The 19621-nt window shown below is 72.0% G+C and carries 20 protein-coding genes; 3 read left to right on the top strand and 17 right to left on the bottom strand.

Annotated elements, in window-relative coordinates; all coding sequences use genetic code 11:
* Nucleotides 1–6: 6 nt before the first annotated feature.
* From F6X51_RS01010 to F6X51_RS00940, 15 genes are all read right to left on the bottom strand, one after another.
* Nucleotides 7–630 (bottom strand): DUF2939 domain-containing protein, encoded by a 624-nt coding sequence (locus F6X51_RS01010; protein ID WP_150961101.1) that lies wholly within the window; start codon nt 628–630, stop codon nt 7–9.
* A 29-nt stretch (nt 631–659) separates the two neighbouring features.
* On the bottom strand, nt 660–1217 hold the full coding sequence (locus F6X51_RS01005; RefSeq protein WP_150961098.1) for an RNA pyrophosphohydrolase: 558 nt from the start codon (nt 1215–1217) through the stop codon (nt 660–662).
* 71 nt (nt 1218–1288) lie between these two features.
* Complete coding sequence (locus F6X51_RS01000; RefSeq protein WP_150961096.1) at nt 1289–2530, bottom strand: divergent polysaccharide deacetylase family protein; 1242 nt, start codon at nt 2528–2530, stop codon at nt 1289–1291.
* Between the two features lie 185 nt (nt 2531–2715).
* On the bottom strand, nt 2716–4038 hold the full coding sequence (locus F6X51_RS00995) for a S41 family peptidase (protein WP_150961094.1): 1323 nt from the start codon (nt 4036–4038) through the stop codon (nt 2716–2718).
* Nucleotides 4038–5399 (bottom strand): murein hydrolase activator EnvC family protein, encoded by a 1362-nt coding sequence (locus tag F6X51_RS00990; RefSeq protein WP_150961092.1) that lies wholly within the window; start codon nt 5397–5399, stop codon nt 4038–4040. The genes F6X51_RS00995 and F6X51_RS00990 overlap by 1 nt, the downstream gene beginning before the upstream one ends.
* Nucleotides 5400–5415: 16 nt before the next feature.
* Nucleotides 5416–5916, bottom strand: a complete 501-nt coding sequence (gene rlmH / locus F6X51_RS00985; RefSeq protein ID WP_150961090.1) for a 23S rRNA (pseudouridine(1915)-N(3))-methyltransferase RlmH — start codon at nt 5914–5916, stop codon at nt 5416–5418.
* 10 nt (nt 5917–5926) lie between these two features.
* Complete coding sequence (gene rsfS / locus F6X51_RS00980) at nt 5927–6325, bottom strand: ribosome silencing factor (protein ID WP_407658405.1); 399 nt, start codon at nt 6323–6325, stop codon at nt 5927–5929.
* A 94-nt stretch (nt 6326–6419) separates the two neighbouring features.
* Nucleotides 6420–7049, bottom strand: coding sequence for a nicotinate-nucleotide adenylyltransferase (locus F6X51_RS00975; protein WP_150961086.1), 630 nt, complete (start codon nt 7047–7049; stop codon nt 6420–6422).
* 36 nt (nt 7050–7085) lie between these two features.
* Nucleotides 7086–8384 (bottom strand): glutamate-5-semialdehyde dehydrogenase, encoded by a 1299-nt coding sequence (locus F6X51_RS00970; RefSeq protein WP_150961448.1) that lies wholly within the window; start codon nt 8382–8384, stop codon nt 7086–7088.
* 105 nt (nt 8385–8489) lie between these two features.
* On the bottom strand, nt 8490–9611 hold the full coding sequence (proB, locus tag F6X51_RS00965; protein ID WP_150961084.1) for a glutamate 5-kinase: 1122 nt from the start codon (nt 9609–9611) through the stop codon (nt 8490–8492).
* A 133-nt stretch (nt 9612–9744) separates the two neighbouring features.
* A complete protein-coding gene (gene obgE, locus F6X51_RS00960) occupies nt 9745–10782 on the bottom strand; it encodes a GTPase ObgE (protein ID WP_150961082.1) in 1038 nt (345 codons plus the stop codon).
* 117 nt (nt 10783–10899) lie between these two features.
* Nucleotides 10900–11508 (bottom strand): GNAT family N-acetyltransferase, encoded by a 609-nt coding sequence (locus F6X51_RS00955; RefSeq protein ID WP_150961080.1) that lies wholly within the window; start codon nt 11506–11508, stop codon nt 10900–10902.
* Nucleotides 11509–11702: 194 nt separating this feature from the next.
* The gene (rpmA, locus tag F6X51_RS00950) at nt 11703–11969 is read right to left on the bottom strand and encodes a 50S ribosomal protein L27 (RefSeq protein ID WP_150961078.1); all 267 of its coding nucleotides are present in this window, start codon (nt 11967–11969) and stop codon (nt 11703–11705) included.
* A 47-nt stretch (nt 11970–12016) separates the two neighbouring features.
* The gene (rplU, locus tag F6X51_RS00945) at nt 12017–12349 is read right to left on the bottom strand and encodes a 50S ribosomal protein L21 (protein WP_150961076.1); all 333 of its coding nucleotides are present in this window, start codon (nt 12347–12349) and stop codon (nt 12017–12019) included.
* A 188-nt stretch (nt 12350–12537) separates the two neighbouring features.
* On the bottom strand, nt 12538–14067 hold the full coding sequence (locus F6X51_RS00940; RefSeq protein ID WP_150961074.1) for a helicase HerA-like domain-containing protein: 1530 nt from the start codon (nt 14065–14067) through the stop codon (nt 12538–12540).
* A 135-nt stretch (nt 14068–14202) separates the two neighbouring features.
* Here F6X51_RS00940 and F6X51_RS00935 point away from each other — a divergent pair, with 135 nt between their 5' ends.
* The 3 genes from F6X51_RS00935 to F6X51_RS00925 all read left to right on the top strand — a co-directional run bounded on the left by F6X51_RS00935 (nt 14203) and on the right by F6X51_RS00925 (nt 17607).
* Nucleotides 14203–14589: a DUF2267 domain-containing protein gene (locus F6X51_RS00935; protein WP_191969974.1), complete on the top strand. Its 387-nt coding sequence runs from the start codon at nt 14203–14205 to the stop codon at nt 14587–14589.
* A gap of 279 nt (nt 14590–14868) precedes the next feature.
* Nucleotides 14869–15888, top strand: coding sequence for a GNAT family N-acetyltransferase (locus tag F6X51_RS00930; protein ID WP_150961070.1), 1020 nt, complete (start codon nt 14869–14871; stop codon nt 15886–15888).
* A gap of 588 nt (nt 15889–16476) precedes the next feature.
* Nucleotides 16477–17607, top strand: a complete 1131-nt coding sequence (locus F6X51_RS00925; RefSeq protein ID WP_191969973.1) for an acyltransferase family protein — start codon at nt 16477–16479, stop codon at nt 17605–17607.
* On the opposite strand, the gene F6X51_RS00920 is transcribed toward F6X51_RS00925, so the two are convergent.
* Both F6X51_RS00920 and queG read right to left on the bottom strand, forming a co-directional pair.
* Nucleotides 17608–18477: an SDR family oxidoreductase gene (locus F6X51_RS00920; RefSeq protein WP_150961066.1), complete on the bottom strand. Its 870-nt coding sequence runs from the start codon at nt 18475–18477 to the stop codon at nt 17608–17610.
* On the bottom strand, nt 18474–19619 hold the full coding sequence (gene queG / locus F6X51_RS00915) for a tRNA epoxyqueuosine(34) reductase QueG (RefSeq protein ID WP_281407613.1): 1146 nt from the start codon (nt 19617–19619) through the stop codon (nt 18474–18476). The genes F6X51_RS00920 and queG overlap by 4 nt, the downstream gene beginning before the upstream one ends.
* Between the last annotated feature and the right edge of the window lie 2 nt (nt 19620–19621).

The following is a 19621-nucleotide window of genomic DNA, read 5'->3' as shown; positions in this document are numbered from 1 at the left end:
GCCCGCTCACCGCGCCCGGTCGCCCGTGCGCAGCTTTGACAGGGCCCGCGAGAGCTTCTGCGCCATCTGCTCGCGCAGCTCCTCGGTCACCTCGATGTCGACGAGGCGCCAGGTCCAGCCGCGCAGGCGCAGGCGGATCCGCAACTGCCGGGCGCGGGGCGCCGAAGGCGGCACCGCGATGACCACGGTGCGGAAGCCGCGCATCTCGGAATGCGCGTAGAGCGACAGGAGACGGCCGAGCCCCTCGATGTGCAGGCCGGTCTCGCGCGAGGCGGTGGCGGGCTTCGGCATGTCGAGGGTCTCGGGCCAGCCGTCGTCGAGGAGGTCGACCACGGTCTTCGGGGTCACCATCGTCTCGGCAAGCGCGAGCGCCACGGCGACCGCGGCCTCGTTCAGGCGCTGGCGCTCGCGCGGCTCGAGCCCCGCATCCTCCGCGATCGTGGACCGGGCTGCGGCGGTGGTCTGGCGCACGAGCGAGAGGCGCAGGGTCCGGAAGTTGACGTGGCGGTCCACATAGTCGACGTCGCGCGCCTCCACCGCCCGGGCGAGTTCGTACAGCGCCCAGAACGGCGTCAGGGTGAAGGTCAACCACCCGAGGGCAATGAGGATCGGGACCGACCACCAGCGCATGGCCGGACCTCAGGCCGCCGGCGGCGTGCTCACGCCCCCGCGTGCCATCGGGCATGCCGCGAGAAGGCCGACACCACGGCGTCGTAGACCGGCCGCTTGAACGGGATGATCAGCCCCGGGATGGCCTCGAAGGCCTCCCAGCGCCACGTCTCGAACTCGGACGGATGCTGGCCGCCGCCGGGGCGGACGACGTCGATCTCCGCATCCTGGCCGAGGAAGCCGAAGGCGAACCACTTCTGGGTCTGGCCGCGGTAGCGGCCCTTCCAGGCCTGCTTCATCACGTCCGGCGGCAGGTCGTAGGGCAGCCAGTCCGGCAACTCGTCGAGGAAGCGGATCGCGCCGTCCGGGACGTTCGTCTCCTCGTAGAGCTCGCGCATCGCGGCCGCCCGAGGGTCCTCCCCCGGATCGATGCCGCCCTGCGGCATCTGCCAGGAGAAGTCGCCGGACACGTGCTCGGGCCCGCCCTCCTTGCGACGGCGGCCGATGAAGACGCGGCCCGAACGATTGATGAGGGTGATCCCGACACAGGGGCGATAGGGCAGCCCGGCGGGATCCCGGCCGGCATCGAACTCGTGCGCGCGCGTCATCGGCGGGACCATAGGGCAGCCGCTCTCGTCGCCGCAATGGAGGAAAGCGCGCCGGACCTCCGGGGATCGGCTTAATCGGCCTTGGAGAGCCGCGTTCCGCCGCCGGCGGGGCGCAGGATCGCGCTGACGGGCACGAGGCGCAGCCCGCGGGCCTCGAGATCGCGCGCCCAGCGGGCGATTCGCTCGACCGTCAGCGGCAGGGACGAGGCCGAGGCGAGGACGATTCCCTTGGAGGCGCGGGCCTGCGCCTCGAGCCGGGCGAGCTCGCGGTCGATCGCGTCCGCCCGCGGCACGGCGTCGAGGACGATCTCGGCGCGCGCGCTCGGCAGCTTCAGCTTGCCCGCGAGGCCGGGCGGCAGCCCGCGGGGCCCGGTGCCGTCGTCGACGAAGCCGAGGCCGCGCGCCGCCACCTCCTTCAGGGCGGGCTCGAGGGCGCCCGCGTCGGCCAGGAGCCTGGCGCCCATGAGGTTGACGAGGCCGACATAGCCCGGGAAGCGGCTCATCACCCAGGCGAGGCGGTCGCCGTTCTCGGCCGGGCGCAGGGAGGTGAGCAGCGTCTGGGGCCCGGGATCGCTGTCGGGGTAGTCGAAGGGCTCCATCGGCGCCTGGAGCAGGATCTCGTGGCCGAACTCGCGCGCGCGCGCGGCGCTGCGCTCGACCTCGCCGCCATAGGGCGCGAAGGCGAGGCTGACGGAGGGGGGCAGCTTCGCGATGGCGGCGGCGGTGGCGGATTGGCCGATGCCGAGCCCGGTGAGCAGGATCGCGACGCGGGGGCCGGCGCCGGGCTCCTCGGGCCGCGCGTAGACGTCGAGGGGGCGCAGGCGCCCCTCCCCCATCTTCGGCAGGGCGCCGTGGCGGCCGCGCTCGATGAGGCGCGGATCGGGGGCGGGGGCGAGCTTCACCGGGGAGGTCGGCACGCGGATCACCACGGCCTCGCTCGGCGCGGCGGTGCCGGAGGGCCGCACCACCACGACGCCGGAGGCGCTCTCGACCTCCTCGGCGCTGCGGTGCGTCGGGACCGGCGGTGGGTCGGCCTCGGCGACGCGGGCGAGCTCGGCCGGGGCGGCCTTGGCTTCGGCCGGCGCGCTCGGGCGCATCGTGATGGCGACGGTGACCCGGGGGTCGCCGCCATGCGGATCGCCGAGAAGGACCAGGAGGGCGGCAAGGAGGAGCGCGATCCCGCCCGCGCCGATCGCGAGGTGGCGTGGGCCGAGGGCGCCGCGCAGGCGCGCGAGCCGGCCCTTGAAGCCCGCCACGATCGGCGCTGCGACCCCGAGGGGCCGGGTCAGGATATCGTCGGAGGGCAGGCTCACCGCATCCTCGGGGCGCGGGGACAGCCGTCAACCCGGCCTTCGCAGGACGCGGTCCCCCGCCGCCATTGCGGGCCGTCATGGTTAACGTTCCGTCAACGCGGCACCGGGGACCAGGAACGACGAAGCCCCCGCCCGGTCGGTCCGGGCGGGGGCTCGCAGGCTGGCGGTGCCGAGCGGCCGGCCGATCAGTTCGGCATGCTGGGCTTCTGGGCGTTGGCCGCGCCCTTCTGGATGCCGCGCAGGAAGTCGAAGGCCGCGGTCAGCTGCTTGTCCTTGGCCGGATCCGGCGGGACGTAGGCGGAGGACCCGCCGCGCTCCTCGGTGTCCTTCTGCTTCAGGTGGCCCTTGAGGCCGGCCTCGCCCTTGGTCTCGTCCTTGCCCTTGAGCTCGTCGGGCACGTCCTGCAGCACCTCGACGTCGGGCTCGATGCCCTTGGCCTGGATCGAGCGGCCCGACGGCGTGTAGTAGCGCGCCGTGGTCAGGCGCAGGGCACCGCTGCCCCCGAGGGGAATGATCGACTGCACCGAGCCTTTGCCGAAGGAGCGCGTGCCGAGGATCGTCGCGCGCTTGTGGTCCTGCAGGGCGCCGGCGACGATCTCCGAGGCGGAGGCCGAGCCGCCGTTGACGAGCACGACCACGGGCTTGCCCTTGGTCAGATCGCCGGACTTCGCCGAGAAGCGCTGCGTCTCGTCCGGGTTGCGGCCGCGGGTCGAGACGATCTCGCCGCGGTCGAGGAAGGCGTCGGAGACCATCACGGCCTGGTCGAGGAGGCCGCCCGGGTTGTTGCGCAGGTCGATGACGTAGCCCTTGAGCTTGTCCTGGCCGATATCGGTCGAGAGCTTGTCGACGGCGCTGCGCAGGCCGTCGAAGGTCTGCTCGTTGAACTGGGTCAGGCGGATGTAGCCGACGTCGCCGCCCTCGGCGCGCGAGCGCACCGGCTTGATCTTGATCACGTCGCGGGTGAGCGTGACCTCGATCGGGTCCTTGGCTTCCTTGCGGGAGATCTTGAGCTTCACCGGCGAGTTGACCGGGCCGCGCATCTTGTCGACGGCCTGGTTCAGGGTGAGGCCCTGGACCTGATCCTCGTCGATCTGCGTGATCACGTCGTTCGCCAGCAGGCCGGCCTTGGAGGCGGGGGTGTCGTCGATCGGGGTCACGACCTTGATCAGGCCGTCCTCCATCGTGACCTCGATGCCGAGGCCGCCGAACTCACCGCGGGTGGTGGTCTGCATGTCGCGGAACGCCTTGGCGTCCATGTAGCTCGAATGCGGATCGAGGGAGGTGAGCATGCCGTTGACGGCCGCCTCGATCAGCTTCGACTCGTCGGGCTTCTCGACGTAGTCGGTGCGCACCTTCTCGAAGACGTCGCCGAAGAGGCTGAGCTGCCGATAGGTCTCGGCGGAGGCCGCCACCGCGCTCGGTCCGGACAGGAACTGGGTCTGCGTCGCCAGCATCGACGTGCCGGCGCCCAGAAACGCGCCGAGCATCAGGAGGGACATCTTGCGCATTATCCGCGAACCTTCTCGCTGGGGCCCTTCGCCCACCAAGGCTCCGGGTCGATGGAGCCGCCGTCTTTCTTGAACTCGACGTACAGGACCGGATCACCGCGGTCACCGTCAGTCGGAGCCGAACTCGCCGTCGCGGTCGGATTCGTCCCGCCCTCGCCCATGCCGGCCACCGGCTCACCCGCGAGCACGAACTGGCCGACCTCGACGTTGATCTGATCCATCCCTGCCAACAAGAGATAGTAGCCATCGCCCGCATTGATGATCAAGAGTCGGCCGAAGGAGCGGAACGGGCCGGCGAAGGAGACCCATCCGTCCGCCGGTGATGACACGACGGCCCTCGGTCGCGTGGCGAGCGAAATGCCGCGCGTCATCCCGCCATTGCCGTCCGGCACGTTGAAGCCGCGCAGGAGGCGCCCGCTCACCGGCTTCGGCAGCTCGCCCCGGGCCTCGACGAACTTCACCTTCGGGCTCAGCCGGGCCGGATCCCGGAAGCCCGCGGCGGCGAAGCGCTCCTGCGTCGCCCGCGCCTCGCGCTGCTCGGCCTCGCGGGCCGCCTCGACGGCGCGGCGGGCGGCGCTGACCTCCCCCTCCATCCGGTCGACGAGGTCCTTCAGGCTCCTGGCCTGCACCCCGAGCTCGGCCGCGCGGGCGCGCTCGGCGTTGAGCCCGCTCTCGACCTCGGCGAGGCGCGCGCGCCGGGCGGTGACGAGGGCGTTGAGGCGCTGCTGCTCCCTGGCCCAGCCGGCGAGGTCGTTCTGCAGGCCCTGCTTGTCGGCCGCGATCAGGCCGCGCAGGCGCACGAGCTCGGCGAGGTCGCTCGCCAGGGTCTCGGCCTCGCCGCGCAGCTCCGGCACCACGGCGCCGAGCATCATCGAGGTGCGGATCACCGCGAGCACGTCCTCGGGCTGAACCAGCACCGCCGGCGGCGGGCGCCGCCCCATGCGCTGGAGCGCCGCCAGGATCTCCGCGATGACGCCGCGGCGCGCCTCGAGGGAGCGCCGGATCGCGGCCTCGCTCGCGCCCATGGTCCGCAGGCGTTCCTCCAGGCGGCTCATCCGGTCCTCGGTGGCCTGGGACTGGCGGCCGGCATCGATCAGCGCCGCGTTCAACTTCGTCCGGTCGCCGCCGATGGCGGCGATCTCGGCCTCGTACTGGGCCCGGGCGCTGCCGCTCGCCTTGAGCGCGTCCTCGATGCGCTTCAGGTTCTCGGTGCGGCGGTCGCGCTCCTCGAGGGCGCGCTGGATCTTGTCCTGATCGGGCTTCAGGGCCGCGGCCGGCTCGGCGCGGGCGAGCGCCACGCAGGCGAGCAGACCGGCCAAGCCGACCCCGATGCCCAGACCCTCCCGCGCGCGCAGCCTCATCCTGCCCCTATGCCGGTTAAACGCCGTCCGGGCCACCGCGGTGATAGGGGTGGCCGGCCAGAATCGTGAGCGATCGATAGAGCTGTTCGAAGGCAAGGACCCGGACCAGCCCGTGGGGAAGTGTCGCAGCCCCGAAGGAGAGGGTCAGGTCGGCGCGCGCCCGCACCGTCTCGTCGAGCCCGTCCGCGCCGCCGATCACGGTCACGAGGGCGGGGCGTCCGCCGTCGCGCCAGCCGCCGACGCGCTCGGCGATGCGCTCGCTGGCGAGGTCGGAGCGGCCGCGCTCGTCGTAGGCCACGAGGACGCCGTTGGCGGGAAGGTGGGCCAGGAGCGCGGCGGCTTCCTCAGCGCAGCGGTCGGGGGCGCGACGGGCGCGGCTCTCCGGCATCTCGACGGCCTCGCAGGCGGTGAAGCCGAGGCTGCGGCCGAGGGCCACCGCGCGCTCGCGGTAGCGCGCCGCGAGGTCCCGCTCGGGCCCCTGCTTCAGGCGTCCGACGGCGGCGACGAGAAGGCGCAACGGCCCGGTGTCAGCCGGCCAGACGGCCGACCGGACGGTCGGCGCCCCACATCTTCTCGAGATTGTAGAAGCCGCGGACCTCGGGACGGAAGATATGCACGAGCACGTCGCCGGCATCGATCAGCACCCAGTCGCAGGCGGGCAGGCCCTCGACACGCGCGGTGCCGAAGCCCTTGGCCTTCATGTCCTGGATGATCTTGTCGGCGATGGCGCCCACGTGGCGCTGCGAGCGGCCCGAGGTGACGATCATCGTGTCGGCAATGGACGTCTTGCCCACCAGATCGATCTCGATGGTTTCCTCGGCCTTCATCTCGTCGAGGCAGCCGAGCGCAAGCGCTTTCAGATCATCAACCCTGTCGAGGGCGGCGTCGTCGGAACCATCGGTTCCCGTTTGAATCGTCTCGGACAGCGTCCTGGTCCCTCGAATGACAATGAAAGTCCGGCGCGCGCGCCGCGCTCATCAGAGAGTGGATTGTTCCACGCTCATTTTCAATATCCGCGTCCTACCCATCCCCGCATCCCCGGGGGCGCGGAGAGGGACCCGTCTGCCGGAGCTCCGTCGAGGAGAGCGGCGAGCGCGGACCGTGGAGGAAGACCCAGGCCGGCGCCCGCATGCCGGCGAGCGCGGCCGAATCACGCTCCGGGATCCGGGCCCGCCCCATCGCCTGCGCGCCCGGCCCCTGCAACGCCCGCAGGGTGAAGCCCGGCCGGTCGACCACCGCGATCGGCATCAAGGCGGCGATCTCCCGGAAGCCCCGCCAGCGATGGAAGGTCGCGAGGCTGTCGGCGCCCATGATCCAGACGAAGCGCAGGTCCGGCCGCCGTGCCCGGAGGTGGCGCAGGGTCTCGCGGGTGTAGCGCAGCTGCAGCGCGGCCTCGATCGTCGTCACGGCGATTCGCGGATCGGCCGCGACCCGCGCGGCCTCGGCCGCGCGCTCGGCGAGCGGCGCCAGGGCACCCCGGTCCTTCAGCGGGTTGCCCGGCGTCACGAGCCACCAGACCTTGTCGAGGGCGAGCCGCCGCAGGGCCGTGAGGCTGACGTGGCGGTGGCCGAGATGGGCCGGATTGAACGAACCGCCATAGAGCCCGATCCGCTGCCCCGGCGCCGCCGGCGGCAGGCCCGTGAAGACCATCGGATCAGACCATCGCGGCAGGGCCCGCGGGGGCGCTCAAGGACGGGTCTGGCCGCTGCCGTGGACCCGGTACTTGAAGGTCGTCAGCTGCTCGACCCCGACCGGGCCGCGGGCGTGCATCCGGCCCGTCGCGATCCCGATCTCGGCGCCGAAGCCGAACTCGCCGCCATCGGCGAACTGGGTCGAGGCGTTGTGGGTGACGATCGCGGAATCCACCTCCGCCAGGAAGCGGGCGGCCTCGGCGGCATCCTCGGTGACGATCGCGTCGGTGTGGTGCGAGCCGTTCGCCTCGATATGGGCGATCGCCGCGTCGAGCCCGGCGACCACGCGGGCCGAGATGATGGCGTCGAGATATTCCGTGCGCCAATCCTGCTCGGTGGCGGGGGTGACGCGGGGATCGGCGCCCTGCACGGCATCGTCGCCGCGCACGGCGCAGCCCGCCTCCAGCAACGCGGCGACGAGGGGCTTCAGGTGCGTTCCGGCGCAGGCGCTGTCGACGAGGAGCGTCTCGGCCGCCCCGCAGACCCCCGTGCGGCGCAACTTGCTGTTGATCAGCAGGGTGCGGGCCATGTCGAGGTCGGCGCCGGCGGCGACGTAGACGTGGCAGACGCCGTCGAGATGGGCGAAGACCGGGACCCGTGCCTCGGCCTGGACGCGCTCCACGAGGCCGCGCCCGCCGCGGGGCACGATCACGTCGATGCAGCCGTCGAGGCCGCTCAGCATGGCGCCCACCGCCGCGCGGTCCCGCGTCGGCACGATCTGGACGGCGTCGGCGGGGAGCCCGGCCTCGGCCAGCCCCTCGCCCATGGCCTTGGCGATCGCCATCGCGCTGCGATGGCTGTCCGAGCCCGCGCGCAGGATGGCGGCGTTGCCGGCCTTCAGGCAGAGCGCGCCCGCGTCGGCGGTGACGTTGGGGCGGCTCTCGAAGATGACCCCGATCACGCCGAGGGGCACGGCGATGCGCTCGATCAGGAGGCCGTTCGGCCGCTCGAAGGCGGCGAGCTGGCGCCCGACCGGATCGGCGAGTGCCCCGATCTTCTCGACCGCGTCGGCGATGCCGGCAAGGCGCGCCGCGTCGAGGGTGAGGCGGTCGATCAGCGCGCTGGTCTGCCCGGCGGATTTCGCCGCCGCGACGTCGCGGGCATTCTCCCGCAGGATCTCGTCGCGGCTCGCGCGGATGCGGTCCGCGATGGCCCGGAGGGCGACATCCTTGGTCTGCGCCGAGGCGAGGGCCATCTGGCGGGCCGCGGCGCGGGCGCGCCGGCCGATCGCGTTCATCTGGCTGCCGAGGTCATCGGCATCCGCGAAGTCGGATTTCAGGTTCAGAGCGGGCACTGTCACGATCCCTGCGGCTCGGTCGTCGTGGTGGCCGCCTGTACGATCCGCCTGTCTTTGCATGGCGAAACGGGGGGAAACAACCCGGTTTTCGGTCTTGCTGACCTACTCTGCGAACATCGCCATGTCATCGCGGTGCACCATTTCCGAGCGGCCGGGGTGGGTCAGCAGATCCGCGATATGGCTGCTCGGGCGTCCGATGATGAGGGCCGCCTCCGCGCTGTCATAGGCGACGAGGCCGCGGCCGAGGGTGCGCCCGTGCAGGTCGCGGATCTGCACCGCGTCACCGCGCCCGAAGCTGCCCTCGATCGCCCGGACGCCGACGGGCAGGAGGCTCGCGCCGCCCTGGAGGGCGCGGGCCGCGCCCTCGTCGATGACGAGGCTGCCGCGCGGCTCGAGGGAGCCGGCGATCCAGGTCTTGCGCGCGGCCGTCGGCGTCGAGCCCGACAGGAACCAGGTGCAGCGCCCACCCTGGAGGATCGAGCGCAGCGGGTTCTTCTCGCGCCCGTCCGCGATGATCAGGTGGGTGCCGCCGCCTGTCGCGATCTTGGCCGCCTCGACCTTGGTGCGCATGCCGCCGCGGGACAGATCGGAGGCCGGGCCGCCGGCCATCGCCTCGATCTCGGGGGTGATGCGCTCGACGACGGGCAGGTGGCGGGCCTCCGGGTCGGAGAGCGGCGGCGCGGTGTAGAGGCCGTCGATGTCGGAGAACAGCACCAGCACGTCGGCGCCGATCATGGTGGCGACGCGCGCGGCGAGCCGGTCGTTGTCGCCGTAGCGGATCTCGCTCGTCGCGACCGTGTCGTTCTCGTTGACGACCGGGACGGCCCGGACCTCCAGGAGCTTCAGGGTGGTGGCGCGGGCGTTGAGGTAGCGGCGGCGCTCCTCCGTGTCCTGCGGCGTCACCAGGATCTGGCCCGCCACGATCCCGTGATGGCCGAGCGCCTCGGCCCAGTGGCGGGCGAGCGCGATCTGCCCGACCGAGGCCGCGGCCTGGCTCTCCTCCAGGCGAAGCGCGCCCGGGGGGAAGCCCAGGACGGTGCGCCCCAGCGCGATGCTGCCGGAGGAGACCACCAGCACGTCGACGCCCCGGGCCTGCAGGTCCGCGATGTCCTCCGCGAGCGCGGCGAGCCAGGCGTGGCGCAGGCGCCCGCGGGCGCGGTCGACCAGCAGGGCCGAGCCGACCTTGATGACGACGCGGCGGAATTCTTCGAGGGTCGGGGTCATCGGGTGGTCGCGGGCGGGATGGCGTGTGCGGGCTGCGTGTTCGTGTGCACCAAGTCGCCGCCCTTGAACAGGAGCGGGACCGCATGGGTCCGATCCGCCGTGCCGGGGACGGTGCAGGGGCGTGCGGGTCGGTTCAGGGCTGCCACGCCTCCGCCGGCGCGGCCTGCTCCGCCGCCGCGGCGCTCACCGCATCCATCTCGGCCATGACGGCGCGCAGGGCGTCCTGCACCCCCTGCCCCGAGGCCGAGGACAGGATCAGGGGCTTGCGCTTCGAGGCCCGCTTCAGGCGCGCCACCTGTTCCTTCAGGGTGTCCGGGTCGAGGGCGTCGGCCTTCGAGAGGGCAACGATCTCGGGCTTGCCCGCGAGGGCGTGGCCGTAGGCCTCGATCTCGCCGCGCACCAGCTTGTAGGCCTTGCCGGCATGCTCGGTCGTCCCCTCGACGAGATGCAGCAGCACCCGGCAGCGCTCGACATGGGCCAGGAACTTGTCGCCGAGGCCGACGCCCTCGTGGGCGCCCTCGATCAGGCCCGGGATGTCGGCGAGGACGAACTCGCGCTCGTCGGCCCGCACCACGCCGAGGCCGGGATGCAGGGTGGTGAAGGGATAATCCGCGATCTTGGGCTTGGCCGCCGTGACCGTGGCCAGGAAGGTCGACTTGCCGGCGTTCGGCAATCCGACGAGGCCCGCATCGGCGATCAGCTTGAGGCGCAGCCAGATCCACTGCTCGGTGCCCTCGAGGCCGGGATTGGCGTGCTTCGGGGCGCGGTTCGTCGAGGTGGTGAAGTAGGCGTTGCCGAAGCCGCCGTTGCCGCCCTTGGCGAGGCGGATGCGCTGGCCGACCTCGGTCAGGTCCGCGATCAGCGTCTCGCCGTCCTCGGCGATGATCTGCGTGCCCGCCGGGACCTTCAGCACCACGTCGGCGCCCTTGGCGCCGTGGCGGTTCGAGCCCATGCCGTGCTCGCCCTTCCGGGCCTTGAAATGCTGCTGGTAGCGATAGTCGATCAGGGTGTTCAGCCCCTCGACGCACTCGATCCAGACGTCGCCGCCGCGGCCGCCATCGCCGCCGTTCGGCCCGCCGAACTCGATGAACTTCTCACGGCGGAAGGACACGCAGCCGGCGCCCCCGTCGCCGGAGCGGACGTAGACCTTGGCTTCGTCGAGGAATTTCACGGTTCTGCTCGTTCTGATTGCGGCGCCCGCGCGGGGACGCGCGGACGCTCGGAAGAAGGTGGGCCCGGGCGCAAACGATTGCCAGGACCGCGCGTTGTGCGCCCGCGCTCGCCCCGGTCAGGCATGCACCGCGACGAGATCCGGGCCCTGCCTCTCGTGACGGCGCTCCCATGCCCGCCGGTCGAGGCGGAAGCGGTCGACCGGCAGGTCGCCGCCCCGGGCCGGGAACGGCGCCAGCGCCGCGCCCGTATGGGCGAAGCCGCACTTCTGCAGGACGCGCCGCGAGGCCGCGTTCTCGATCCGGGCGGCCGAGGTCAGGACCCGGCCCGGCGTGTAGGCGAAGTAGGCCTCGACCATGGCCGCGACCGCTTCGGTGACGAGGCCGTTGCCCCAGTGGGGCGTGCCGAGCCAGTAGCCGAGATGCGGGCCGGCCTCGCCCGGGTCCGGCTCGATCCCGACGATGCCGATCAGGCTCTGCGGCTTGCCCCGCGGGGCGATGCCCATCACCAGCGAGCGGCCCTCTGTGTTGCTCCACCGCGCCTTGACGATGAAGCCGTCGACGGTGGTGCGGTCGAGGGGATGCGGGATCCGTGCGGTCATCTCCGAGACGGCCCGGTCGCCGGCGAGGGCCACGATGGCGGCCGCATCCGCGGCGCAGGGCCAGCGCAGCCACAGCCGCCGGGTCTCGAGACGGAAGACGTCGTCGCGCGTCAGGTCGGGGAACATTCTCGGCTCCGATCACCGGGCGGCAGGGCCGCCTCGGACCTTCGGACGAAGAAAGGGGAAGATGGCATCCCATCCTCCCCCGCGTTCCGTATGCACCCGGGCCCCGATGTCAGGGCCGCGAAGGAGCTTCGATCCGCCGGTTCGGTGTGGGACACCGGCGGGAAGCTCCTTCGTCCGTCGAGCTTATCCGCCGTCTACTCGGCCGCTTCCTGCTGCGGCACCACCGCCACGAAGGCGCGGCCGCGCTTGATCTCGAAGCGCACGCGTCCGTCCGTGAGGGCGAACAGGGTGTGATCCTTGCCCATGCCGACATTGACGCCGGGGTGCCATTTGGTGCCGCGCTGACGCACGATGATGTTGCCGGCGATGACGGCCTCCGAGCCGAACTTCTTCACGCCGAGGCGCTGACCGGCCGAATCGCGGCCGTTGCGGGATGAGCCGCCTGCTTTCTTGTGTGCCATGGAATCTGCTCCGAATTCGAATGGGGGCGGGGCGAGCGGCGAGAGGCTCAGCCCTTCGCGCTCTTCGCGCCGGCGTCGATGCCGGTGATGCGCACGACCGTGTGGTGCTGGCGGTGGCCGCGCTTGCGGCGCGAGTTCTGCCGGCGGCGCTTCTTGAAGGCGATCACCTTCTTGTCGCGGCCATGGCCGACGATCTCGCCCGTGACGCTGAAGCCGGACAGGAGCGGCGCGCCGACCTGGGTCGCATCGCCGTCCGTGAACAGCAGGACCTCGCCGAAGGTGACGGCCGAGCCGGCCTCGCCCTCGAGGCTGGCGATCGTGATGGTGTCGTTGGCGGCGACGCGGTACTGCTTGCCGCCGGTCTTGATGACTGCGAACATCGTTCTCTCTCGTGTTCCGATCGGCCTCCGGGGCTAACCCCTGGGCCGGCTTTTTATCAGTTCGTCCCGACCGGCAGGGAGGCCTGCGGCGAAACGCGAAACGCGCGGACTTCTGCGAGGAAGCCGCGCGTGGTGGCCGGTGGATAGGCCGAGGGCGACCGATTTGTCAATGCGGGCGGGCCGGCGCCTCAGCGCTTCATCAGCCCGCCGAGCACGTTGCGCAGGATTGCGTTGCCGACCTGGGTCCCGACCGAGCGGGCCATCGAGCGGGCGGCGTTCGCCACGACCTGCTCGGCGAGGCTCTGGGGCGGCTTGCGCCCGCCCTTCGCGGCGGGCTTCGAGCCGAGCACTCCGCCCAGCAGGCCGCCGAGGTTGCCGAGCAGGCCGCCGAGCCCGCCCTCCGATGCCTGCGCGGCCTCCGCGGGCGCCGAATCGAGGCCCTTGCGCTTGGCGAGCATCTCGTAGGCGCTCTCGTTGTCGACGGCCTCGTCGTACTTCCCCCGCAACGGACTCCGGGCGATGATCTCGGCCCGCTCGGCCGGCGTCAGCGGCCCGACGCGGCCCTGGGGCGGCGCGATCAGGGCGCGCTCGACCACGGAGGGCGTGCCCTTGGCCTCGAGGAAGCTCACCAGCGCCTCGCCGACCGCGAGCTCGGTGATGGCCTTGGCGACGTCGAAGCCCGGATTCTGCCGGAAGGTCTCGGCGGCGGCCCGCACCGCCCGCTGGTCGCGGGGGGTGAAGGCGCGGAGGGCGTGCTGCACCCGGTTGCCGAGCTGCCCGAGGACGGTCTCGGGCACGTCGAGGGGGTTCTGCGACACGAAGTAGACGCCGACGCCCTTCGAGCGGATCAGCCGCACCACCTGCTCGACCGCGTCGAGCAGGGCCTTCGGGGCGTCGTTGAACAGGAGGTGCGCCTCGTCGAAGAAGAACACCAGCTTCGGCTTCTCGAGATCGCCGACCTCCGGCAGTTCCTCGAACAGCTCGGAGAGCATCCACAGCAGGAACGAGGCGTAGAGCCGCGGCTTCTGCATCAGCTTGTCGGCGGCGAGCACGTTGACGATGCCGCGCCCGTCCCGGTCCGTCCGCATGAAGTCGGAGAGGTTCAGGGCCGGCTCGCCGAAGAACTTGTCGGCCCCCTGGTTCTCCAGCATCAGGAGCTGGCGCTGGATCGCCCCGACGCTCGCGGCCGAGACGTTGCCGTACTTGCCCGAGATCTCCTTCAGGTTCTCCGACAGGAAGCCGAGCAGCGCGCGCAGGTCCTTCAGGTCGATGACCGGCCACTGGTTCTCGTCCGCCACCCGGAACGCGATGTTGAGGACGCCCTCCTGCGTGTCGTTGAGCTCGAGCAGGCGCGCGAGCAGCAGCGGCCCCATTTCGGTGACGGTGCAGCGGATCGGATGGCCCTGATCTCCGAACAGGTCCCAGAACACGGTCGGGAAGCGGTCGGGTTCGTAGGTCAGGCCGAGCTCCTCGGCCCGCTTCACGAAGACGGGCTTCGCCTCGCCGGCCGCCGCGAGCCCCGAGAGGTCGCCCTTGATGTCCGCGGCGAAGACCGGGACGCCGGCATTCGAGAAGCCCTCGGCCATCACCTGGAGGGTCACGGTCTTGCCGGTGCCCGTCGCCCCCGCCACGAGGCCGTGGCGGTTGGCGAGCCGCAGGGTCAGCTGCTCCGGCTTGGCGCCGCTCTTGCCGATGAGAATCGTGCCGTCATCCGCCATCTGGTTCGAACCCCGCCGCCTGTGCCCGAGGTTATGCAGCCCGGGCGCCCTATTTTCCAGATGCCGTCCCGCCAAAGCTTGATTTCGTTCGGCCCAGGCCCGAAGGACGGGGCCTCATCCCAGGAGCCCGCCACGATGGAAGAATTGATTGCCCGCGTCACCAACCGGACCGGCCTCGACGCCGCCACGGCGCAGACCGCGATCGGCCACATCCTCGCCTTCCTCCAGAAGGAAGGGCCCGCCACCGAGGTGAGCCAGCTCCTGGCGGCGATGCCGGGCTCCGAGTCCCTGATCGCGCAATCCAACGAGGGCGAGGCCGGCGGTGGCCTGATGGGCATGCTCGGCGGCATGATGGGCGGGGGCGTGATGGCGCTCGGCCAGAAGCTGATGTCGGCCGGCGTGCCGATGGGCCAGATGCAGCCCCTCGGCCAGGAACTCTTCGCCTACGGCCGGGAGAAGGCCGGCGAGGACGTGATGGGTCCGATCGTCGGCGCGATCCCGGGCCTGAACCAGTTCGTCTGAGGGCGCAGACCCTCACGCGCCACCCCGCCATCACCGGTTCGTACGCCGGACCGCGTCGGAGGGTGGCGCGCCGTCGCGGCCAGGGCGCGGCGATCCCTTCGACGGCTACGATTCTGCGAGGGACGGCGAGAATCCCTCGCGCCTCGCGCAAGTCGCTGATGCGTCGGCAGATCCCGTGTCATAAAAGCGTGCGCGCTTCGTGGTGTTGTCCCACTCCGAGGCGCGGGGCCGGCCATTCCGTGGGAATGCGCTCCGTCGTCCCAGGGGCAGGCGAGAACCATGGTCGCGAACTTCGCGCGAGGCGCTTCCGCGGCGTGGCTGAGCGGCTGGGAGAAGGGCATCAACGGCCCGATCAGCCGCCTGAAGCAGCGCAGCGCCGAGGCCGGGCTGCCCGGTTTCGGCGGCCGCAGCCTGATCCCGCCCGGCGCCACCCCGATCCGCTTCGGCGAGCGCTTCAAGGCCCCCCTGGGGACGCCCGGCCTCGACCCGAGCCTCGGCCGCATCGGCAGCCTCGAGGTCCGGCTCGCCACCAAGAAATCCGAGATCCGCCGGGCGCAGCGCCTGCGCTTCCGGGTGTTCTACGAGGAGATGTCGGCGATCCCGACCGGGATGGCGATGTTCTCGCGTCGCGACGTCGATGATTACGACGCGGTCTGCGACCACCTCCTCGTCATCGATCACGCCGCCACCGAGGCCAAGCCCTTCCGGAAGCCCCGCCCGAAGGTGGTCGGCACTTACCGGCTCCTGCGCCAGGACACCGCGGACCGGCATTTCGGGTTCTACACGGCGGGCGAGTACGACATCGCGCCCGTGCTCGCGGCCAACCCGGGCAAGCGCCTGCTCGAACTCGGCCGTTCCTGCGTGCTGAAGCCCTACCGGACGAAGCGCACGGTGGAACTCCTCTGGCACGGCATCTACGCCTACGTGCTGCACCACCGGATCGACGCGCTGCTCGGCTGCGCCAGCCTCGAGGGCACCGACCCGGACCGCCTCGCGCTCCCGCTGAGCTTCCTGCACCATCACGCCCGGGCACCCGAGGCCTGGCGCGCCCGTGCGCTGCCGGAGCGCTACGTGCGGATGGACCGGCTGTCCGCCGAAGCGGTCGACCCGAAGGCAGCCCTCCAGGCCCTGCCGCCCTTGATCAAGGGCTACCTGCGGGTCGGGGCAACGTTCGGGGACGGGGCCGTGATCGACCGCCAGTTCGGGACGACGGACGTCTTCGTGGTCCTGCCGATCACCGCGATCGCGGCGCGCTATGCCGGACATTTCGGGCCCGCCGCCAACCGGCACGCCGCCTGAGCCGCCGCTGTAGCCCGCCGCGCGCGGCGGGCGAGATCACCGCGACGATGCCGAGCCAGACCAATCCGACTTCCATCCGCGCCTCCCGGGAGGACTGAATCGAGCCCGCCGAATGCGGAATCGGTCCGGCCCGCGTCGATGGGTCCCGAGCGGGCGCGGGGTCGAGCGGCGATGGGCAGGATCTGGCCGCTCGCTGTCCGCGCTCAGAACCAGATCAGGGTGGAGACGATCAGCACGAGGGCGGCCGCGACGCACAGATAGGCGGCGACCAGAAACCAGGAGCGGCGATGGATCATGAGCCGACAAGCCCCGGAGTGCGGGCTGCTTGCGGTGGCTCATCCGTGATTTGCCCTCGACACTCACAAACTCAACGAGACGGCATCGAGGAAAGTGCCGTCGGCCGGGGTCCTGATCGCCGGCCACGCGCCTGAGCACGATTGCGCGCGCGCGCCGCGCACGCGCGGCCCCGAGCCACCGCGGCACGCCGTCCGAAGCGCGATGGCTGCCAAGGCCGCGCTGCCGCCGCATTCGCCGGGCATCGCCACGGGGGCAGGCTGGGCGAGGTTACGCCCCCGCGGAGGTGGCGCGATGCGTGGCTATCGGTACGAGGCCCTCGATGGGGCGCGGGCCCTCGCGGCGCAGGTCGTGCTGGTGAGCCACGGCCTCGGCATGGCCTTCTTCCCCGTCCACAGCCCGGGGGCCGCGGCGGCCGAGTGGTTCGGGCGCCTCGCCGTGATGGTGTTCTTCTCCCTGTCGGGCTTCGTCATCGCCACCAGCCTCAGCCGCCTCGTCGCGAGCGACGGCAGCCGCTTCGGCGTTCCCTACGCGGTGCATCGCATCGCCCGGATCTGGCCTCCCCTGGTCCTCGCGATCCTGGTCACCTTCGCGGTCGGCTGGCTCGGACAGAACGGGCTTCCGCTGCTGACCAAGACCGGCGATGCCTACCGGCTCGACGCGGTCGCGTTCCTGCGCGGCATCACCCTCACCTTCGCGCCGGGGGACGCCACCTTCGTGATCGACCGGGCCCTGTGGTCCCTGCGCCAGGAGGTCTACCTCTACGCGATCGCGGCCTTGGCGGCCCTCGCATTCGCGGGCCGCGGCGCCCGCCGCGTCCTCGCCGGCGGCGCTGTCGTTGGGCTCGTCATCCTGACGGCCGACCGGTTCTTCTACCTGCAATCTCTGGCGCTGTTCGCGGCCGGCGCCGCGGCGGCCCATTTCGGCGGGCGGGAGCGTCTCCGGGCGCTCGCCCGCGCACCCTGGCTCGGCCCGGCGACCTTGTGCCTGCTCGGCGCGCCCCTGCTCTTCGTCGTCCGGCCCGGCTTCATCGATGCCATGAGCGACGGGGCCGGGTTCCTCGCCTACCAGGCGGCGCTCGGCATCCCGGTCGCGCTCTGCCTCCTCGGCCTCGCCATCGGTGACGGACCCGCCGCCCGGGCCGCCGCCCGCTGGTCCTGGGCCGCGGCCTTCTCCTACACGCTCTACGTCATCCACGTTCCGGTCATGACGCTGGTCTTCTCGCTGCGCGCCCATCTCGATCTGGCGCCCGGCCTCGCCGGCACGGTGGCGACCCTTCTTCTCGCGCTCCTCGGCGCGGAGGCGGTCTCCTGCGCGGCGGCGCTCGTGGTCGAGCGGCCGGCCCTGTTCCGCCGCATCCTGTTCCGGCTCCTCGCCGCGACGGGCCTCGCGCGCCCGGCGGTCCAGGCGGCGCCCTCCATCTGATCAGAGCCGCCCGTCGTCGACGAGGCTCGCCAGACCCTCGCGGTAGGTCGGGTATGCGAGTGCGACCCCGAGTTCCTCGCGGATCAGCCTGTTCCGCACCCGCTTGTTCTCGCCGTAGAAGCTTCGCGCCATCGGGGTGAGGTCGGCCGTCTCGAAATCCACCGCCGGCGGCAGGGGCAGCCCCGCGAGGGCCGCCGCGTGCTCGGTCACGACCTGCGGCGGGGCCGGCTCGTCGTCGGTGACGTTGTAGATCGCGCCGTTGCGCGGCCGGTGGAGGGACGCCGCGAGGGTCGCGGCGATGTCGTCCACGTGGATCCGGTTGAAGACCTGATCCCGCTTGATGATGCGCTGGGCCTTGCCCTCGCGCAGCTTCACGAACGGGTTGCGGCCGGGCCCGTAGATCCCCGAGAGGCGGAACACCTGGACGGCCTTGCCGGTCTCGGCGCCGAGATCGAGCCAGGCCCGCTCCACCGCGAGCCGGCTCCGCGAGCGCTCGCTACGGGGCACCGCCTCCGTGCGCTCGTCGATCCAGGCACCGCCCTGGTCGCCGTAGACCCCGATCGTCGAGAGGTAGCCGATCCAGCCGATGCGGCTCTCGCGGATCTGCCGGTCGTAGCGCGCCAGCACCGTGTCGCCGTCTCGGCCGGGGGGCGCGGAGACGAGGAGCGCGTCCGCCTCCGCGAGCTCGCCGGCGATGCGGGGATCGTCCGCCTCCGGCCCGAAGGCGTAGACCGGGTGGGGAGAGGCAGCCGCGAGCGCCCGGGCCTTCTCGGGCTCCGTCACCGTGCCGGCGACGCGCTGGAACCGCCCGGCCTCGCGCTCGACGAAGCGCCGCGCCGTGAAGCCGAGGCCGAAGACGAAAAGGTTCATGGGCGTCCTGTCTCCGCTCGGCCGGTGCGGCCCGCGCCGAGCACGGCGTCCCACTCGGCCAGCACCTGCGCTTCCGTTTCGCCCAGCCCGTAGCGCTTGAAAAGGTCCCGGCAGGCCGCAGGCCCCGAAAGGCGGCCGCAGGCCCAGACCGCCATGGCGCGCACGGTCGGGCTCGCATCGCCGAGGCCGCGCTCCGCCTCCGGCGCGAGGCCGGGATCGGCCGAGTTGCCGATCGCGATCATGACGTTGCGCACGAATCGGTCGCGGCCGGTGCGCTTGACCGGCGTTCCGGCAAAGCGCGCGCGAAAGCCCTCGTCGTCGAGGCGGGCGAGGTCCGCGAGCGGCGGCGCCGCGAGATCAGCGCGGGCGGCGAGCCGGGCTTCGCGGGCGGTCTCGGCGAACTTGTTCCACGGACAGACCGCGAGGCAATCGTCGCAGCCGAAGATGCGGTTGCCCATCGGCTCCCGGAACTCCGGCGGAATCGGCCCCGCATGCTCGATCGTCAGGTAGGAGATGCAGCGGCGCGCATCGAGCTGGTAGGGCGCCGGGAAGGCGTCCGTCGGGCAGATGTCGAGGCAGCGGCGGCAGGAGCCGCAATGATCCGCCTCGGGACGATCGGGCTGGAGGTCGGCCGAGGTGTAGATCGCCCCGAGCAGGAGCCAGTTCCCCAGCGTGCGGGAGATCAGGACGGTGTGCTTGCCCTGCCAGCCGAGGCCGGCCGCCTCGGCGAGCGGCTTCTCCATCACCGGGGCGGTGTCGACGAACACCTTCACGCGCACGTCGCCCTTGGCGGAGAGGTAGCCGCCGAGCTCCTTCAGCTTGCCCTTGATGACCTCGTGGTAGTCGCGGCGCTGGGCGTAGGCCGCGATGACGCCGCGCCGGCGTTCGGCGAGGAGTGCGAGGGGGTTGGCCTCCGGCCCGTAATTCATGCCGAGCATGATCACGCTGCGGACCTCGGGCCAGAGGGTCTTCGGGTCGGCGCGCTGGTCCGCGCGCTCGCCCATCCAGGCCATCTCGCCCTGCGCGCCCGCCGCGAGCCAGGCCGAGAGGCGGTTCGGCAGGCTCGGGACGGCCTCGGGACGGGTCACCCGGAGGGCGTCGAAGCCGAGGCGGCGCGCCCGGGCCTCGACCAGGCTGCGCAGCT

The sequence above is a fragment of the Methylobacterium planeticum genome, assembly GCF_008806345.1.
GTDB classification, from domain to species: Bacteria; Pseudomonadota; Alphaproteobacteria; order Rhizobiales; family Beijerinckiaceae; genus Methylobacterium; species Methylobacterium planeticum.
Note: the sequence above shows the minus strand (reverse complement) of the source record. Positions and strands in the feature narration are given on the sequence as shown.

Excerpts from the sequence above, each read along its gene's own strand:
- F6X51_RS01010 (WP_150961101.1), bottom strand. The coding sequence starts at position 630 with ATGCGCTGGTGGTCGGTCCCGATCCTCATTGCCCTCGGGTGGTTGACC.
- F6X51_RS01005 (WP_150961098.1), bottom strand. The coding sequence starts at position 1,217 with ATGACGCGCGCGCACGAGTTCGATGCCGGCCGGGATCCCGCCGGGCTG.
- F6X51_RS00995 (WP_150961094.1), bottom strand. The coding sequence starts at position 4,038 with ATGCGCAAGATGTCCCTCCTGATGCTCGGCGCGTTTCTGGGCGCCGGC.
- F6X51_RS00990 (WP_150961092.1), bottom strand. The coding sequence starts at position 5,399 with ATGAGGCTGCGCGCGCGGGAGGGTCTGGGCATCGGGGTCGGCTTGGCC.
- F6X51_RS00975 (WP_150961086.1), bottom strand. The coding sequence starts at position 7,049 with ATGGTCTTCACGGGCCTGCCGCCGGCGGCGCCGGGGCAGCGGATCGGG.
- proB (WP_150961084.1), bottom strand. The coding sequence starts at position 9,611 with ATGACCCCGACCCTCGAAGAATTCCGCCGCGTCGTCATCAAGGTCGGC.
- F6X51_RS00955 (WP_150961080.1), bottom strand. The coding sequence starts at position 11,508 with ATGTTCCCCGACCTGACGCGCGACGACGTCTTCCGTCTCGAGACCCGG.
- rpmA (WP_150961078.1), bottom strand. The coding sequence starts at position 11,969 with ATGGCACACAAGAAAGCAGGCGGCTCATCCCGCAACGGCCGCGATTCG.
- rplU (WP_150961076.1), bottom strand. The coding sequence starts at position 12,349 with ATGTTCGCAGTCATCAAGACCGGCGGCAAGCAGTACCGCGTCGCCGCC.
- F6X51_RS00940 (WP_150961074.1), bottom strand. The coding sequence starts at position 14,067 with ATGGCGGATGACGGCACGATTCTCATCGGCAAGAGCGGCGCCAAGCCG.
- F6X51_RS00935 (WP_191969974.1), top strand. The coding sequence starts at position 14,203 with ATGGAAGAATTGATTGCCCGCGTCACCAACCGGACCGGCCTCGACGCC.
- F6X51_RS00930 (WP_150961070.1), top strand. The coding sequence starts at position 14,869 with ATGGTCGCGAACTTCGCGCGAGGCGCTTCCGCGGCGTGGCTGAGCGGC.
- F6X51_RS00925 (WP_191969973.1), top strand. The coding sequence starts at position 16,477 with ATGCGTGGCTATCGGTACGAGGCCCTCGATGGGGCGCGGGCCCTCGCG.
- F6X51_RS00920 (WP_150961066.1), bottom strand. The coding sequence starts at position 18,477 with ATGAACCTTTTCGTCTTCGGCCTCGGCTTCACGGCGCGGCGCTTCGTC.